Source organism: Nonomuraea ceibae (assembly GCF_019396325.1).
GTDB classification, from domain to species: domain Bacteria; phylum Actinomycetota; class Actinomycetes; order Streptosporangiales; family Streptosporangiaceae; genus Nonomuraea; species Nonomuraea ceibae.
Window position 1 is genome coordinate 70,679 of sequence record NZ_JAHKRO010000019.1, and the last position, 16,108, is coordinate 86,786.

At 72.3% G+C, this 16,108-nt stretch carries 14 protein-coding genes; 3 read left to right on the plus strand and 11 right to left on the minus strand.

All coding sequences use genetic code 11. The features are described 5' to 3' along the window. Positions 1-27: 27 nt before the first annotated feature. The 7 genes from KME80_RS15600 to KME80_RS15630 form a co-directional block, all read right to left on the minus strand. Entirely contained in the window at positions 28-942 is a 915-nt protein-coding gene (locus KME80_RS15600) for a S66 peptidase family protein (protein ID WP_219505673.1), read from the minus strand. Between the two features lie 49 nt (positions 943-991). Further along, a complete protein-coding gene (locus KME80_RS15605) occupies positions 992-2,872 on the minus strand; it encodes an ABC transporter ATP-binding protein (RefSeq protein ID WP_219505675.1) in 1,881 nt (626 codons plus the stop codon). A 327-nt stretch (positions 2,873-3,199) separates the two neighbouring features. Beyond that, positions 3,200-4,036 (minus strand): enoyl-CoA hydratase/isomerase family protein, encoded by an 837-nt coding sequence (locus KME80_RS15610; protein ID WP_219505677.1) that lies wholly within the window; start codon positions 4,034-4,036, stop codon positions 3,200-3,202. A gap of 118 nt (positions 4,037-4,154) precedes the next feature. Continuing rightward, positions 4,155-4,370, minus strand: coding sequence for a helix-turn-helix domain-containing protein (locus KME80_RS15615; protein WP_020547488.1), 216 nt, complete (start codon positions 4,368-4,370; stop codon positions 4,155-4,157). A 113-nt stretch (positions 4,371-4,483) separates the two neighbouring features. After that, positions 4,484-6,082 carry an ABC-F family ATP-binding cassette domain-containing protein gene (locus KME80_RS15620; protein WP_219505678.1) on the minus strand — a complete coding sequence of 533 codons (1,599 nt, stop codon included), beginning with the start codon at positions 6,080-6,082 and terminating at the stop codon, positions 4,484-4,486. A gap of 204 nt (positions 6,083-6,286) precedes the next feature. Further along, positions 6,287-7,306 carry a LacI family DNA-binding transcriptional regulator gene (locus tag KME80_RS15625; RefSeq protein WP_219505680.1) on the minus strand — a complete coding sequence of 340 codons (1,020 nt, stop codon included), beginning with the start codon at positions 7,304-7,306 and terminating at the stop codon, positions 6,287-6,289. An 82-nt stretch (positions 7,307-7,388) separates the two neighbouring features. Beyond that, positions 7,389-7,967, minus strand: a complete 579-nt coding sequence (locus tag KME80_RS15630) for a TetR/AcrR family transcriptional regulator (RefSeq protein ID WP_246645014.1) — start codon at positions 7,965-7,967, stop codon at positions 7,389-7,391. Between the two features lie 67 nt (positions 7,968-8,034). Between KME80_RS15630 and KME80_RS15635 the strand changes: the two genes are divergently transcribed. Next, positions 8,035-8,850 carry an NAD(P)H-binding protein gene (locus KME80_RS15635; RefSeq protein WP_219505682.1) on the plus strand — a complete coding sequence of 272 codons (816 nt, stop codon included), beginning with the start codon at positions 8,035-8,037 and terminating at the stop codon, positions 8,848-8,850. 50 nt (positions 8,851-8,900) lie between these two features. Here the strand turns inward: KME80_RS15635 and KME80_RS52725 are convergent, their stop codons facing one another. Together KME80_RS52725 and KME80_RS52730 are read right to left on the minus strand one after the other, a co-directional pair. Further along, complete coding sequence (locus KME80_RS52725) at positions 8,901-9,554, minus strand: acVLRF1 family peptidyl-tRNA hydrolase (RefSeq protein ID WP_219505684.1); 654 nt, start codon at positions 9,552-9,554, stop codon at positions 8,901-8,903. Then, positions 9,551-9,964 (minus strand): DUF4260 family protein, encoded by a 414-nt coding sequence (locus tag KME80_RS52730; protein ID WP_219505687.1) that lies wholly within the window; start codon positions 9,962-9,964, stop codon positions 9,551-9,553. The genes KME80_RS52725 and KME80_RS52730 overlap by 4 nt, the downstream gene beginning before the upstream one ends. 121 nt (positions 9,965-10,085) lie before the next feature. Between KME80_RS52730 and KME80_RS15650 the strand changes: the two genes are divergently transcribed. Then, positions 10,086-11,111 (plus strand): EAL domain-containing protein, encoded by a 1,026-nt coding sequence (locus KME80_RS15650; RefSeq protein ID WP_308125780.1) that lies wholly within the window; start codon positions 10,086-10,088, stop codon positions 11,109-11,111. A gap of 52 nt (positions 11,112-11,163) precedes the next feature. Beyond that, positions 11,164-12,504 (plus strand): aminotransferase class V-fold PLP-dependent enzyme, encoded by a 1,341-nt coding sequence (locus tag KME80_RS15655; protein WP_219505689.1) that lies wholly within the window; start codon positions 11,164-11,166, stop codon positions 12,502-12,504. A 14-nt stretch (positions 12,505-12,518) separates the two neighbouring features. Here KME80_RS15655 and KME80_RS15660 read toward each other — a convergent pair whose 3' ends face one another. Both KME80_RS15660 and KME80_RS15665 read right to left on the minus strand, forming a co-directional pair. Next, positions 12,519-14,165: a glycoside hydrolase family 27 protein gene (locus tag KME80_RS15660; protein WP_219505690.1), complete on the minus strand. Its 1,647-nt coding sequence runs from the start codon at positions 14,163-14,165 to the stop codon at positions 12,519-12,521. 50 nt (positions 14,166-14,215) lie between these two features. Beyond that, positions 14,216-16,027 (minus strand): family 43 glycosylhydrolase, encoded by a 1,812-nt coding sequence (locus KME80_RS15665; RefSeq protein ID WP_308125781.1) that lies wholly within the window; start codon positions 16,025-16,027, stop codon positions 14,216-14,218. Positions 16,028-16,108: the final 81 nt, after the last annotated feature.

Here is a 16,108-nt window from a genome sequence, read left to right on the forward strand (position 1 = left end):
ATGTCCGGTTCGTCCCCTATGTGAGTCCTACCTTGCCGGTTCGTCGTTCCCGATCGGGCCAGCCAGCGAGCACGATTCGGTATCGATAACCCCAAGCGCCCCAAGCCACACACTCATCTGGGGAGACCCATGCCCCACGGGCAGTCCTGCCACGATCGGCACCCCCAGCGGGAGCAGCCGGTCGCGCAGCACCGGGTAGGGGTCACCGCAGTCGACCCAGGAGCCGAGCGCGATCCCCCGCACGCCCTCGAACGCCCCCGACTGCAGGAGCTGGGTGAGCATCCGGTCGATCCGGTAGGGCTCCTCGGTGATGTCCTCCAGCAGCGCGATCCGGCCCGCGAACGACGGCTGGTGGCGGGTGCCGCACAGGGAGGCCAGCAGCGACAGGTTACCGCCCGTCAGCACGCCCTCGGCGCGGCCCGGCGCGAGCGCCAGCTCCCCCTTCACCGCGGAAGCCGTACCGGTCAGCGCCGCCCGCAGGTGCTCCCACGTCGCCGCCTCCGGCCCGTCCTCGCCGCCCAGCAGCAGGCCGCCCGGCATCGGGCCGTGCAGTGTCGGCACCCCCAGCTCGACCCCGAACGACTGGTGCAGCGCGGTGATGTCGCTGGAGCCGACCAGCACCTTCGGACCGGCGGCCCGCATGGCGTCCCAGTCGAGCAGCCCGAGCAGCCGGGCCGCGCCGTAGCCGCCCCGGGAGCAGAACACCACCGACACCGCCGGGTCGCACCAGGCCGCCTGCAGATCGGCGGCACGGTCGGCGTCGGAGCCCGCCAGATAGGGCAGCTCCTGGCGGTCCAGCGCGTGGGCGCCCACGACCACCTTCAGGCCGAGCCCCTCCAGGCGCTCGACGCCCCGCCGGAGCTGGGCGGCGTCGGCCGGGCCCGACGGGGAGACGATCGCGACGGTGTCGCCTGACTGCAAAGCTGGGAATGGCACGTTCACCCGCCAAACGGTGTCACACTTTACCTTCCGGATGCGACTCGCGACCGGCTCACGGGCTGGCCGACGAGGCGAACTGGGTGCGGTAGAGCTCCGCGTAGAGGCCGCCGCGCTCCAGCAGCTCCTCGTGCCGGCCCCGCTCGGCGATGCGGCCGTCGTGCACGACCAGGATCTCGTCCGCCTCCCGGATCGTCGACAGCCGGTGCGCGATCACCAGCGACGTGCGGCCCGCCAGCGCCGTCTTGAGCGCCTGCTGGACGGCCGCCTCCGACTCCGAGTCCAGGTGCGCGGTGGCCTCGTCGAGCACCACCACGCGCGGCGCCTTGAGCAGCAGCCGCGCCAGCGCCAGCCGCTGCTTCTCCCCGCCGGACAGCCGGTAGCCGCGCTCGCCCACCACCGTGTCGAGCCCGTCGGGCAGCGACTCCACCAGGTCGCCGATCTGCGCCGCCCGCAGCGCCGCCCACAGCTCCTCCTCGTCCGCCTCGGGACGGGCGTAGCGCAGGTTGGCGCCGATCGTGTCGTGGAACAGGTGCGAGTCCTGCATGACGACGCCGATCGTGTCACGCAGCGAGGCGAACGTGGCGTCACGCACGTCCATCCCGTTGATCCGCACCGCGCCCTCGTTGACGTCGTAGAGCCGCGACACCAGCGAGGTGATCGTCGTCTTGCCCGCCCCCGAGTGGCCGACCAGCGCCACCAGCCTCCCCGGCCTGGCAGTGAACGACACGCCGTCGAGCACCTGCTGGGAGGGGCCGGTGTCCTGCCGGGCCACCGACTCCAGCGAGGCCAGCGACACCTCCGCAGCGGCCGGGTAGCGGAAGCGCACGTCGTCGAACTCGACCGTCACCGGCCCCTCCGGCAGCGGGCGGGCGTCCGGCCGCTCGGCCACCATCGGCTTCAGGTCCAGGATCTCGAAGACGCGGTCGAAGCTGACCAGCGCCGTCATCACGTCCACGTGCACGTTCGACAGCGAGGTCAGCGGCCCGTACAGGCGCATCAGCAGCGCCGCCAGCGCCACCAGCGTGCCCAGCTCGAACACCCCGCCCACGGCCAGCACGCCGCCGATGCCGTAGACCAGCGCGGTCGCCAGCGCCGCCACCAGGCCGAGCGCGACCCGGAACACGGTGCCGTACATGCCGACCGTCACCCCGACGTCACGCACCCGTGCGGCCCGGCCGCCGAACATGCGCGCGTCGTCCTCCGGCCTGCCGTAGAGCTTGGCCACCGTCGCGCCCGCCACGTTGAACCGCTCGGTCGTCACCGAGCTCATCTCGGCGTCGAGCTGCATCTGCTCACGGGTCAGCGCCGACATGCGGCGGCCCACCCACTTGGCCGGCACGATGAAGATCGGCAGCAGCACCAGCGCGACCAGCGTCACCTGCCACGACAGCACCAGCATCGCGCCCAGCACCAGGACCAGGCTGACGACGTTGGACACCACCGACGACAGCGTGCTCGTCAGCGCCCGCTGCGCGCCGATCACGTCCGTGTTGAGCCGCGACACCAGCGCGCCGGTCTGCGCGCGCATGAAGAACGCCACCGGCATCCGCTGCACATGGTCGAACACCTCGGTGCGCAGGTCGTAGATCAGCCCCTCGCCCACGCGCGCCGAGAACCACCGCTGCACCAGCGTCAGCCCCGCGTCCACCAGCGCCAGCGCGGCGATCGCCACCGCCAGCCCCACCACCACGCCGGGCCGCTTCGGCAGGATGCCGTCATCGATGATCGCCTTCATCAGCAGCGGATTGGCGATCACGATCACCGCCCCCGCCACGACCAGCGCCAGGAACGCGGTGATCTGCTTGGTGTACGGCCGCGCGTAGCCCGCGATGCGCCGCACCGTGCCCGGCGCGAGCCGCTGCTTGGTCACGTCGCCGTCGCGTCGCAGCGACGCCCACACCTGAGGCCCGAAGCCTCCGCCCATCATGGCCATCAGGCAGCCCTCCTCCCCCAGCAGAGCGCCCCCGGACGGCCCCCCGATTCCCACATCCGCTCACCGCGAAACCGCCCACCCCGAAGCCCCCCGCACCCCAGGAGAACCCCCCACCTTGGGCACCCCCGCGGACCACACCGCCGCAGCCCCAGCAGGGGCGAGCCACCCAGCGGCGTGGCACCCAGTGGGGGTGGCGCCCCACCCTAAGAACGACGGGGCGGGGGCGTCATCCCAGGTGGGGGGCCGGCGGCGGCGCCCCGGGGGCGTACAGGGTGTCCCCCTGGCGTCAGGCGGGTGTGACGGCCGGGCGCGCAGGGGGCCGGCGGGTCAGGCGGAGGTGTCGCCGAAGAGGGCACGCAGGCGGAGGGCCTGTTCGGCGCCTTCGGCGGCGGCCTGCTCCTCCAGGGTGCGCGAGCGCGCGCCCTGGAGGAGTCGCTTGGTCGCGGCGGCCGCGTCACGGTTGGTGGACAGCAGTTGCGCGATCTTGTCTTGTACGGCCCCGGCCAGGTCGCCCCCTGCGACCACCAGCTCGGCCAGGCCGATGCGCGAGGCTTCTTCGGCTTCCACGGTCCTGGCGGTCAGGCAGATGTCGATCGCCTTGGCCAGGCCGACCAGCTCGACCAGCGGCTTGGTGCCGGTCAGATCGGGCACCAGCCCCAGTGCGGGTTCTTTCATGCAGAACTTGACATCGTCGGCCACGATCCGCAGGTCACAGGCGAGCGCGAGCTGGAATCCCGCGCCGATCGCGTGGCCCTGCACGGCCGCGATGGAAACGATCTCGGGGCGGCGTAGCCACAGGAATCCCTGCTGGGCCTCCTTCAGCCGCTGCTCGAACGAGGTGCTGTCGAGCCGCGCCGCCGAACTGAACGAGCCCTGTCCGGGCACCCCCTCAGGTGTGAACATGCGCAGGTCGATCCCTGCCGAGAAGGACGGTCCCTCACCTTTCACCACGACCACGCGCACCTGCTCCGGCAGGCTGTCGCCGATGCGAGCCAGACCCGACCACATCGCGGACGTCTGGGCGTTCCGCTTGTCCGGCCGGTCCAGCGTGATCGTCGCTATCTCACCGTCCACCTCGAAGCGCAGGCCGGCCTCCGCCAGTGTGGCGGCAGAGACGTCCTCCGCATTCCCCCCGCGCTGTCGTTGCGCCTTCGCTTCCGCCATCGCCTGCTCCCTCGTCGGCTTACCGTCGCGCCCGAGCTTACAGAATATGATTCTGGCTCGGGCGCGACGGCGGCTGACTAGGAACGGGCGGCTGCGGACGCACGTTCCGAGGCGGCCGTCAGCGCTTGGACTTGCCTCGGGTCGCCCCGCCGCGCCCGCGCAGAGTCACGCCGGACTCGCTCAGGATGCGGTGGATGAACCCGTAGGACCGGCCGGTAGAAGCGGCCAGGGCGCGGATGCTCTCACCCGCGGCATAGCGCTTCTTGAGATCGCCGGCCAGTTTTTCACGATCGGCCCCGGTGACCCGGGTGCCCTTCTTCAGTGTCTCGGCCACGAGTACCTCCTGTAGTGCCGGACTTCCGCAGCGTTACTCCGCCATGATCAGTCATTTCAGCGGGATCGGCTACCTACTCCACGGGAAAAGATCCGTACCCACCCAAATTAAGATCAGGCAAGTGCCACAAGATCGGAAAATTCCTCGCTCCACGCGTCTTCAGTTCCGTCTGGCAGCAAGATCACCCTATCCGGTGAAAGGGCATCAACGGCACCCTCGTCATGGGTAACCAGGACGATCGCTCCTGAATACGACCTCAGAGCCTCCAGAACCTGCTCGCGGCTGACCGGGTCGAGGTTGTTCGTGGGCTCGTCGAGCAGCAGGACGTTGGCGCTCGACAGCACCAGGATGGCCAGCGCCAGCCGGGTCTTCTCGCCACCGGAGAGCACCGAGGCCGGCTTGTCGACGTCGTCGCCGGTGAACAGGAACGAGCCGAGAACCTTGCGCAACTCGGTGTCGGTGAACGTGCCGCCCGCCGAGCGCATGTTCTCCAGGAGGGTGCGGGAGCCGTCGAGCGTCTCGTGCTCCTGGGCGTAATAGCCGATCTTGAGGCCGTGGCCGGGCTTGATCGCGCCGGTGTCGGGCTCCTCGATCCCGCCGAGCAGGCGCAGCAGCGTGGTCTTGCCCGCGCCGTTGAGCCCGAGGATGACGACCCGGTGACCTCGGTCGATGGCCACGTCGACGTCCGTGAAGACCTCCAGGGACCCGTACGACTTCGACAGGCCCTCGGCCATGAGCGGGGTGCGCCCGCACGGCTGCGGCTCGGGGAAGCGGAGCTTGGCGACCTTGTCGCCCTTGCGCTCCTCCTCGGTGCCGGCCAGCAGCCGGTGGGCGCGGCGCATCATGTCCTGGGCGGCCTTGGCCTTGGTCGCCTTGGCGCGCATCTTGTCGGCCTGCGCGAGCAGCGCGCCGGCCTGCTTCTCGGCGTTGGCCCGCTCGCGCTTGCGGCGCTTCTCGTCGGTCTCGCGCTGGGCCAGGTAGGCCTTCCAGCCGACGTTGTAGTGGTCGATGACGCACCGGTTGGCGTCCAGGTGCAGGACCTTGTTGACCGTGGCTTCAAGAAGCTGGACGTCGTGGCTGATGATCACCAAGCCGCCCTGATGGGATCGCAAAAAATCACGAAGCCACCCGATTGAGTCCGCATCTAGGTGGTTTGTCGGCTCATCGAGTAGGAGAGTTTCCGCTCCGCTGAAAAGAATTCGCGCCAATTCCACACGCCTGCGCTGACCGCCGGAAAGCGTTTCCAGCGGCTGCCCCAGCACGCGGTCGGGCAGGCCGAGGCTGGAGGCGATGGAGGCGGCCTCCGACTCGGCCGCGTAGCCGCCCAGCACGTGCATCTGGTCCTCCAGCCGACCGTACTGCCGCACCGCCTTCTCCCGGGTGCGGTCGTCGGCGGAGGACATGCCGAGCTCGGCCTGGCGCAGCTTGCGGATCACCTCGTCCAGCCCGCGGGCGGACAGGATGCGGTCGCGGGCCAGCACCTGGAGGTCGCCGGTGCGCGGGTCCTGCGGCAGGTAGCCGACGCTGCCGCTGGTGGTGACGCCGCCCGCGGCGGGCAGCGCCTCACCGGCCAGCACCTTGGTGAGGGTGGTCTTGCCGGCGCCGTTGCGGCCGACCAGACCGATCTTGTCGCCGGGGTTGACCCGGAAGGACGCGCTCTCGATGAGCAGCCGCGAACCGGCGCGCAGTTCGATGTCACTAGCAATGATCATGGTTGGCTCAGCACTCCCGAGCTAGGGAAACGAGGGATTTCAGAAGGCGTGCGACGCCGGTCAATCGGGAGTGTGCATACAGATCAGTGTAGGGCCCTGACCAAGAGTTATGACGGGCTCGGATGATCACCGCCGCCCAGGACGGCGAGCTACCTCGCACGTCACCACGAGACGACTGTTGAATCGACTCAAACCGCCGGGACCTCACCCACCCCTGCGCGGCTCGCTGGACGCCCGCACGACCAGGTCGGGCTGGAAGATGACCTGCCGGTGGCGGTGCCGCTCAGACTCGGTGACCTCCTCCAGCAGCAGCTCGATCGCGGTGCGGCCGAGCAGCTCGCGCGGCTGGCGCACCGACGACAGCGGCACGGCCGCCGCCGCCGCGAACTCGATGTCGTCGTAGCCGACGATGGCCATGTCGGCGGGCACCCGCAGCCCGCGGGCCGCCATGGCCTGGAGGAACCCCAGCGCCACCACGTCGTTGGCGCAGAAGGCCGCCGTGGGGCGCTCGCCGGGCGGCATCGCGGCCAGCCGCTCGCCCGCCCGCCTGCCGGTGTCGAAGCTCAGCGTGGGCATCGCGCACGCGACCAGCTCGACGCCGTCGCCGGCGGCCTCGACGGCGCTCATGACGCCCGCGTGGCGGTCGGCGACCTGTTTGATCGACGGCGGCCCGCCGATGAACGCGATGCGCCGGTGCCCACGCTCGATCAGGTGCTCCCCGGCGATCCGGCCGCCGAGCCGGTCGTCGACCGCCACCGAGCACTGGGCGCCGGAGGCGGCGCTGTCGACCAGCACCACCGGCGTGCCCCGGGCGGCCAGCTCGGTGAGGCGGGGGCTGGCGGCGTCGACGGGGGTGATGAGGATGCCGAGCACGCGCTGCTGTTCGAGCTGGTCGAGATGGCGGCGCTCGCGGACCGGGTCGGCGCCGCTGTTGCACAGCACGACCATCGTGTCGTGCTCGTCGGCCGGGCCCTCGGCGCCCTGCGCGACGTCGGCGAAGAACGGGTTGGACACGTCCAGCACGACCAGCCCGACCGTGCGGCTGCGGCCGACGCGCAGGTGGCGGGCCACCTCGTTGCGGACGAAGCCCAGCTCGCGGATCGCCTGGAAGACCCGCTCCCGCGTGGCGGGCGAGACGATCTCGGGCCGGTTGAGCACGTTGCTCACGGTGCCGACCGAGACCCGCGCCAGCTCCGCGACCTCCTTGATGCTCCTGGTCCCCATTGATCCTCACGAGGCCGTGCCGCTGTGACGCGCCCCAGCATAGCGGCAGTCAAGATTGTTTTGAATCGTCTCAAAGACCGGCTCAGGCCGTCATCCCGTCGAGCATCAGGCCCAGGAACCAGTCCGGGCGGGCCGCCACGTGCGGCGGCAGCGCCTCCGGATGGCAGGCGAACAGGTTGAGCGCGGCCACCACGTCGGCGGCGCCGACGTCGCCGCGCATGACGCCGTCGGCCTGGGCCCGGCGCACCAGCGCGTCGAGCCGCTCCAGCCAGCGGGCGCGGGCGCGGATGAACCCGTCCTGATCCTCGTACGTCCCGTCCGGCAGCTCGGCGAGCGCGGCGGCGAGCGCGCCGCGCCCCGGGTCGGCCGCCCACAGCGCGAACGCGCGCACCCCCTGCCAGGCGTCGGGCGCCTCGGCGGCGGCCCGGTCGAGCGCCTCGGCGAGCGAGCCGACGTAGTGTTCGGCCACGGCGGCCACGAGCGCCTCCCGGTCGGGGAAGCGCCGGTAGAGCGTGCCGACGCCGACGCCCGCGCGGCGGGCGATGAGCTCCATCGGGGCTCCGGTGCCGCGCTCGGCCATCACGGAGGCCGCCGCCTCGACGATCTTGGCCAGGTTGCGCCTGGCGTCCGCGCGCACGACGCCCAGCGTACCGGGAGACAAGTGGACGATGCGATTCCGGTTACGGTACGGTCCAAGCGGAATCCAATCGTCCACTTAGGAGGTTGCCGTGATCGTGGTCACCGGCGCGACCGGTTCCATCGGCAGGGCCCTGACCGGGCTGCTGCCCCGCGAGGAGGTCGTGGCCGTCGTCCGCCGCCCGGCCGGGCTCGCGTGCGCGGAGGCCGTGGCCGACTTCGAGCGCCCCGAGACGATCGGCGGGCTGCTGTCCCCCGGCGACCGGCTGTTCCTCAACAGCTCCCTCTGGCCCGGCGTCGCCGACGCCCAGCGCGCCGTCGTCGACCTGGCCGCCGAGGCGGGCGTGGCCCAGATCGTGTCCGTCTCCGTCCGGGGCGCCCGGCCCGGCGGGCCGCTCGGCGCCGACCCGCACGGGCGCATCGACGACCACCTGCGGGCGTGCGGCGTCCCGTACGCGATCCTGCGGCCGAGCGGGTTCATGCAGAACCTGCCGGGCGAGGTGCGCGACGGCCGCTTCCACGGCTCGTACGGGGAGGCCCGGGTCAACTACATCGACACCCGCGACGTCGCGGCCGTCGCCGCCGCGCTGCTGACCGCCCCGGTGGGGCCCTCGGCGGTCCACGAGCTGACCGGGCCGGAGTCGTACACGCACGCGGAGATCGCCGCCGTGATCAGCGCCGCCGCCGGGAAGCCGGTCACCTACGTGGACCTGCCGGTGCCCGAGATGACCGCCCACCTGGTCGCGCGGGGCCTGCCGGAGCCGGCCGCGGGCGCGCTGGCCGCCATGATGCGGGACATGGGGCGTACGGACTGGTGGTCGCTGAGCACGGCCGTCCGCGACCTCACCGGCCGCCCGCCCCGTACGCTGGCCGCCTTCGCCGCCGAGCACGCGGCCGCCTTCGCCTGACACCCGGCGGACCGGTCGGACCCGGCGGACCGGGCGGGCCGGGCGGGAGGTCAGGCCGGGTCGGTGATCAGGATGCGGACGGCGCGGAACTGGCCCGGGGTGTCGCGGAGGACGGCCAGCCTGGGGTCCGGCACGTCCAGGAACGGCTCCGACTCCAGCGCGAACAGCGGCGCGAGCCTGCGGTCGGCGCGCAGCGCGTCGACCGCCTTGCGGTCACCGCCGAACACCACCGCCTCCAGCTCGCCGAGGTGCGGCGTCAGCACGCGCAGCGCCGTCTCGGCCGCCGCCTCGAACGCCTTGCCCGCCTGGTTCTCGCGGCGTCGGGCGAACCGCTGCTGCGACCAGCCGCCCGCCGCCGTGCGGCCCTGGACCAGCCGTGAGCCGACCTTGGAGGCGACCAGCTCGCCCCCGTGGAACACCCCGGCCGCGTAGCCGCCGAGCCGCACCAGCACCACGCCCACCCGGCGGTCCTCCCGCGCGTGCCCGGCCAGCCGGGTGACGTGCGGCGGCCCCGGGCGCATCGGCGGGAACGGCACGTGCAGCTCGGCCACCGCCCCGTCGGCCGCCGTGAGCCGGACCACCCGCTCGTCGCCGGTCGCCTCGAACGGCCCGTGGCGTCCGGCGAACCCGTCGATCCACGGGTGCACCCGCTCCGGCGGCACGCTCACCCAGCGGCCGCCGCCCTTCGCCGGCCGGGCCCTCACGCGGGCACGTCGCCGTCCGCCGCCGCCCTGCTGTGGCCCGGATCGCGGCCCGAATCGTGGCCCAGGCCGCGGCCGAAGGTCCGGTCGACGGCGATGCGGGTCAGCCAGCCGAGCCCGGCGGTGAACAGCGGCGGCCACACGACAGGCCCGAACGCGTAGCCGACCAGCACCGCCAGCGGGATCCACACGCGGTGCACGGCCTGGTGGACGAGGCCGGGCGGGCGGGCCCCGGCGAGCCCCGCCAGGCTCGGCAGCGCGAAGAACGCCAGCGCCGCGGCCGTCGTCGGCAGGCCGTACTTGACGCTCTCGAACACGGCGAACGCCGCCAGGAACAGGGCCGGCGCCCCCCAGGCGGTCCGCCGCGGCAGATCGCGGCTCGCCGGCACGTCGCGCGCGTGTTCGGGTGTCACGGGACCAGCGTAGACCCGAACGGCATTCCCCTTCGAGCGGGTGGGAAATACCGCGAGAAATGTCGGTGAACTTCGCCGCACCGCCCTTCCCCGCGTGCTCGGGTGACACCATCATCTCAACGTGTCCTCCCTGCTCACCGGCCCTGTCGTGGACCTCGACACCGGATCGGTCATCGCCTACCCCGCGCTTCTGGACGCCTCGGGCCAGCTGCGGGCCGCGCCGCTTCCGATGGTGCTGGAGCTGCCCATGCGGGTGGTGCTGTCGGGCGCCGGGGCGCTCGTCCCGCTGCACGAGGCGCTGCGCCGCGCCCGGAGGCATCCGCGCGAGGCGATCCTGCTGCTGTCGGGGCCGTGCGCGGTGACCGACCGGCCGGTGCTGAAGGTGGCGCTGGACGGGCTGCGCAACCTCGGCTACCTGCTCGGCTTCGGCGGCGCCGGGGCGGAGAGCGTGCCGCTCGACCTCATCGCCGACACGGCCCCGTACCTGGTGGCGATGGCCCCCGACCTGATCGCGCGGGCGCCGCGCGACCACCGGGCGGCGGCGGTGGCGCAGGGGCTGACGGCGCTGGCGCGCGGCGTCGGCGCGCACGTGCTGGCCCCCGGCGTGGAGGACCCGGCGCAGCTGGAGGCGGCACGCGGGTGGGGGGTGCGGCTGGCGCACGGGCCGCTGCTCGCGCCCGGCCCGGACGGCCGGGTGCGGGTGCCGCTGCCGCCCGCCGACGACTCCCCCGCGGCCGTCATGCTCGGGCCGCGCGTGCAGGAGCTGCTGCTGCCCGCGGTGACGCTGCCGGTGGCGGCGACCGCGGAGGAGGCGGTGGAGGCGTTCGGGCACGAGCCGACGATCACCAGCGTCATCCTGGTTGACGAGTACCAGCGGCCGAAGGGCAGCCTGGACCGCAGCCGGTTCCTGCTGTCGATCGCCTCCCGCTACGGGCACGCCCTGCACGGCTCGAAGCCCGCGCAGCGGCTGGCCGACCCGCCGCGCACGGTGCCGAAGACCACCCCGGCGGTGGCGGCCATGCAGGCGGCCGGCCGCGACGCGCTGCGCGTCTACGACGACCTGGTGGTGACCGACGAGCTGAGCCGCTGCCTGGGCATCGTCCGCGTGTCGGACCTGATCCGCGAGGTGGCGGCGATGCGCGCGTAACGACTCGGTCCCGGAGCTGGGCACGGCCGCGGGGCCGGGATAGGAAGAGGGCGTGACTCCTCGGCTGAACAGACGGGCCCTGCTCGGCGCGGGAGTGCTGGCGAGCGTGGCCGCCTGCACGTCCTCCCCTGCTGCCTCCCCTGCCGCTCCGACTCCCTCCGCTGGGGCCTCCGCCGGGGGGTCCGCCGGGGGTTCCGCGCCGCCTTTCGATCCTCAGGACTGGGAGTCCGTACGCGCCCAGTTCGCTCTCGACCCCAAGTACGCGCAGTTCGCGGCGTTCATCCTGGCACCCGCCCCGGCGATGGTCCGCGAAGCCGTCCAGAAGCACCGCGACGCCCTGGACCGAAACCCGCACTACCTGCCGGACGGCGGCGACCCCGACGAGGCGATCCGCGCGGCCGCCGCCCGCCACCTGGGCGCCGAGCCGTCCGGCATCGCGCTGACCGACAGCACCACGATGGGCCTCGGCCTGCTCTACTCCGGCCTGCGGCTGCGCGAGGGCCAGGACGTGCTCACCACCGAGCACGACTTCCTGGCCACCCACGAGGGCCTGCGCCTGCTCGCCCGCCGCACGGGGGCCGAGGTGCGCCGGGTCAGGCTGTACGACGACCCGGCGCGGGCGTCGGCCGGCCGGATCGTCACCGCGATCAGGGAGGGCCTGCGCGACCGCACCCGGATCGTCGCGATCACCTGGGTGCATTCGAGCACCGGCGTCCGCCTGCCCGTCAGGGAGATCGCCGACATGCTCGCCGACGTCAACCGGTCACGCGACGAACACGACCGGGCGCTGCTGTGCGTCGACGGCGTGCACGGCTTCGGCGCGATGGCCGACGGCGTGGCCGAGCTGGGCTGCGACTTCCTGGTCAGCGGCACGCACAAGTGGCTGTTCGGGCCGCGCGGCACCGGCATCGTGTGGGGTCACGCCTGGGACGCGCTCGACCCCGTCATCCCGGCCTTCAGCCAGGGCGCGTTCGAGGCGTGGCGCACCGGCGAGCCGCCCGCGCGCACCGACGCCCGCCTGGCGACCCCGGGCGGCTACAAGGCGTTCGAGCACCGGTGGGCGATGCCGGCGGCGTTCGGGTTCCAGGAGGTCATCGGCCTGGACCGGATCCAGCGGCGCACCCAGGAGCTGGCCACCCGGCTCAAGGCCGGCCTGGCCGGTCTGCCGCACGTCACGCTCGCCACCCCCGCCGACCCCGCGCTCTCGGCCGGCCTGGTGTGCGTCTCGGTCGACGGCATGCAGCCCGGGGAGGCGATGCAGCGGCTGCGCGCCGGCATGATCGACACGAGCCTCACCCCGTACGACCCGCCGCTGTTGCGGTTCGGCACCAGCATCGTCACCACCCCCGAGCAGGTCGACCAGGCCGTCGAGGCGGTGAAGAAGCTCGGCTAGCGCCGCCCCGGGCCTCACAGGCGGGTCCATCGCTGGTTGGGCGCCCCGCTACAGGACCAGATCTGGAGCCTGGCGCCGTTGGCCGTGGCGTTGCCGGACACGTCCAGGCACTTGCCCGCGCCGACGGCGGTGATGCTGCCGTCGGCGTTGAAGCGCCATTTCTGGTTGCTCTGACCGTTGCAGTCCCAGATGATGACGCCGGTGCCGTCGGCGGTGGCGGCCCTGTCGACGTCCAGGCACTTGCCGCCGTAGACGCGCAGTTCGCCGGCGGCGGTGGCGGTCCACTGCTGGTTGCTCTGGTGGTGGCAGTCCCAGATCACCACCTGGGTGCCGCTGACCTGGGACGCGCCGGACACGTCCAGGCACCTGCCGGAGCCGGCGCCCTGGATCCGGGTGGCGGGCGGCGCGGGGGTGCCGCCGCTGACCCGGAACACGGCGGTGCCGTGGGGCGGGACGCTCGCCGAGATGGTCCCGGTGGTCGTGGTGACGGCGTTCGTCCAGGCGTCGCGGAGCGTGAACGGGCCGCCGGTCAGGCCGACGGCGGAGGCGGTGGTGCTGATCGTGGTGGTGGCGGCGCCCTGGTTGAACAGCGCGACCGCGACGTCGCCGTTGCTGAGCCGCTTGGCGAGCACGCGGCGGGTTCCGTCGTGGCTGACCTGGGTGGCCTGCAGGCCGAGCGGGTCCTGGTTGACGGCGATCAGGTTCTGATTCTTCATGATCGTCGCGGTGGCGGCGTCCATGTTCCGGACGTCGTTCCCGGCGATCAGCGGGGCGGCCATGACGGCCCACAGGGCGAAGTGGCTGCGCATCTCGGTGTCGTTCATGCCGCCCCGGCCGACGACCATCATGTCGGGGTCGTTGAACTGCCCCGGCCGGGCGTTGCCCGCGAGGGGGACGTTGACGTCGACGATGTTCTGGATGCCCATCGGGTAGCCGTTGGTCTGGCCCGTGTTCCAGGCGTTGGTGATGTCCTCGGTCGTACGCCAGATGTTGGCCACGTCGCCCCAGTCGCGGCGCGGGCCGGTCTTCTCGTGAATGCTGTTGGGGTTGATGCTGTAGAGGATCGGCCGGCCGGTGGCGGCCAGGGCGTCCCGCATCTTGGCGAAGGTGCGCACCTGGTCGTCGATGGTGCCGGTGGGCGAGCACCAGTCGTACTTGAGGTAGTCGACGCCCCAGGCGGCGAACTGCCGGGCGTCCTGGACCTCGTGGCCGAGGCTTCCGGTCGCCCCCGGGTAGGAGCCGAAGTACTGGGCGCAGGTCCGGTCCAGGGGCGCCTGGTAGAGGCCGAACTTCAGGTTCCTGGCGTGCAGGTAGTCGCCGAGCGCCTTCATGCCGCTCGGGAACCGGGACGGGTTGGCCCGCAGGTTGCCGGCGGAGTCGCGGGCCGGATCGAACCAGCAGTCGTCGACCACGACGTACTGGTATCCCAGGTCACGCATGCCGGAGCTGACCAGCGCGTCGGCCGTCTGCTTGATCAGCGTCTCGTTGATGTTGCAGCCGAAGGTGTTCCAGGTGTTCCATCCCATCGGCGGGGTGCGGCCCACGCCGTTGTCCAGCGCCCGCGCGGGCGTGGCCGGGCCGACCGCCACGACTGTGGTCGCCAGGGCCAGGATGGCGGCGGCGGCGTGGACCAGGGGGAGGCGCGTTGGGTTCCTGTCCATCGATGTCTCACCTCGGGGGTCGAAGGGGCGGGGTCGGTCCTTCCGCCAGGTCACCGGAAGGAGGCGTCGTCGATGTAGAGGCCGTCGGTCCCCGCGACGGTCTCGACGTAGAAGGAGGCGCCGGTCAGCGTTCCGGTCCAGGAGACGGTCGTGGTGCCGGTGAGCTGGGTCCAGCCGTTCGCGCCGACGGTTCGCGCCGGAGTGAGCTGGTGGTAGTTCGTGGCGCCGTTCGCCGTGACCGCCAGGGTCGCCTTCGCGCTGGGGGTTCCGCTCTGCGACCGCACCCAGACGCTCGTGGTGTAGCTCCTGCCGTTGGCGAGCCGCCCGGTCAGGCTCTGGTGGGGGCCGTTCCAGGCCGCGGTACGGCCGGAGTTGAGCAGGGACCTGCTGCCCGTGCGGGCGACGTCGGCGGCGGAGGTCAGGGTGCCTCCGGAGGTGGTCCAGCCCGTCGTGCCGTCCTCCATGCCGCCGTTCGTCAGCAGCTCGGCGCCGCTGCCGCCGATCGGCGTGAACTGCCACCAGCCGAGGTTGAGCAGGTAGCCGCTGCCGCCGGCGAACCGGAGGTAGAGGTCATGGGTGCCGGTCGCCCCGGACACCGGGCAGGTGACCGAGGCCCAGTTCTGCCACCCGCCGGTGCCGGTGACGGCGCAGGTGCCCACGAGGGCGCCGGTGGCGCTGCCGAGCCGCAGCTCGATCCGGCCCCCGCTGGTGGCCGAGGCGACGCGGGCGGTGAAGGAGGAGGCGCCGTTGCCGAAGGCGACGCCCTTGACCTTGAGGTGGTCGCCGTTCTCGATGAAGCCCACGTTCAGGCCGCCTTCCTCGGAGGGTTCGGTCTCGACCCCGGAGGACCAGGCCATGGTCTCGGCCTCCTGCCGGACGAACGGGTCGAGGGTGCCGATCTGCGGCGGCCCGGCGGTGGTCATGTTGATGACGGGGATGGTGCCGTCGGCGTTGTACGTGAACTTCTCCACGGCCACCGACCTGGTGAAACCGCCTCCGCCGGGGAGGGCGCCGTTGTGGTAGAAGAAGTACGACCCGCCGGCGAAGTCGACGATCCCGGCGTGGTTGGTGAAGCTGCTCCCCTGCCTGGGCATGATCGTTCCCCGGTAGGTCCAGGGGCCGGTGGCGGTGGGCGCCGTCGAGTAGGCGATGAACTCGGAGCAGCATTCGGCAGCGAACACGTTGTAGTACAGGCCGTTGCGCTTGAAGACCCAGGGGGCTTCCTCGTAGAGGGTCGGGCGGGCGGCGTTGCCGGTGCGCGTGCCGTAGCCCGCGGTGGTGAGGGGGATCTGGGTGGGGCTGCCGGAGTAGGAGATCATGTCCGTGTTCAGCCGGACGTACCAGAGGCGGGGGTTGCCCCAGTACAGGTAGGCCTGGCCGTTGTCGTCGATGAGGACGTTGGGGTCGATCTCGCCGTTGTTGACCAGCGGGCGCCCGATGGCATCCCGGAAGGGCCCGGTCGGGCTGTCGGCGACCGCGACGCCGATGGCCATCGAGCCGCTGGCACGGTCGCGGACCGGCACGTACCAGTAGAAGCGGCCGTTGCGGTGGGTGACGTGACCCGCCCAGGCGTTGGCGTCGGCCCAGGCGAAGGTGGCCAGGCTCAGGGGCGAGCCGTGGTCCGTCCAGTTGGCCATGTCCGAGGAGGAGTAGACACGCCAGTCCCGCATGGTGAAGTACGTGGAGCCGTCCTCGTCGTGTCCGGTGTAGACGTAGACCCGGCCGTCGTGGACGAGTGGCGCGGGGTCGGCCGTGTAGATGGTCTGCACGATCGGGTTGTCGGCTCCGGCCGCCGACGGGAACAGCACGGCCGGAAGCAGCAGGCCGACGGCACACAGAAGCGTGCGCAGGGCGGATCTCACCGGTTGTCCTCCTCCGACTTGCGCTGTTAGCGCTAACATTCGGTACCGCAGAGCGCCCCTCCGAGGGGCCCGATGTGCCGG